The sequence below is a fragment of the Cryomorphaceae bacterium 1068 genome (genome assembly GCA_027214385.1).
In the GTDB taxonomy this organism is placed as follows: domain Bacteria; phylum Bacteroidota; class Bacteroidia; order Flavobacteriales_D; family Cryomorphaceae; genus JAKVAV01.
On sequence record JAPVXR010000055.1, the window covers coordinates 1 to 359 of the forward strand.

Genomic DNA, 359 nt, shown 5'->3' on the forward strand with positions numbered 1-359 from the left:
AAATCGAAGCAGTCTCCTGAAAGGTCACCAGCGTTTTCACCTACGGCAGCACCTTCAAGTTCTCCGCTCCAGCTTAAGTGCCAGATCAAGCAAACGCCAACTCCAGCGCCGTCCAGGTCAAACGGTGGGCCAGCAGGAAGATCTAGGATATTAAGATCTGCATCGGTAATTACCCATGCCATGCTTTCACCTGTTTCACCCGTAAGTGTTACGTTAATTGAATCGCCTATTCCATCACCCACACAAATAGTGGTTTCGTCTTCCGTAGAAATCTCTCCACCGTCAGCTACATATCGTGTTACTTCAATCGGGTTCGATAGATCGAAGCAGTCACCTGAAAGGTCACCTGCATTCTCGCC

At 49.0% G+C, this 359-nt stretch carries 1 protein-coding gene; it reads right to left on the minus strand.

Going from position 1 to position 359, the window contains the following annotated elements:
• Window positions 1-359, minus strand: a 359-nt coding sequence (locus tag O3Q51_18435) for a T9SS C-terminal target domain-containing protein (protein MCZ4410801.1), incomplete at both ends; no start/stop codon positions are given.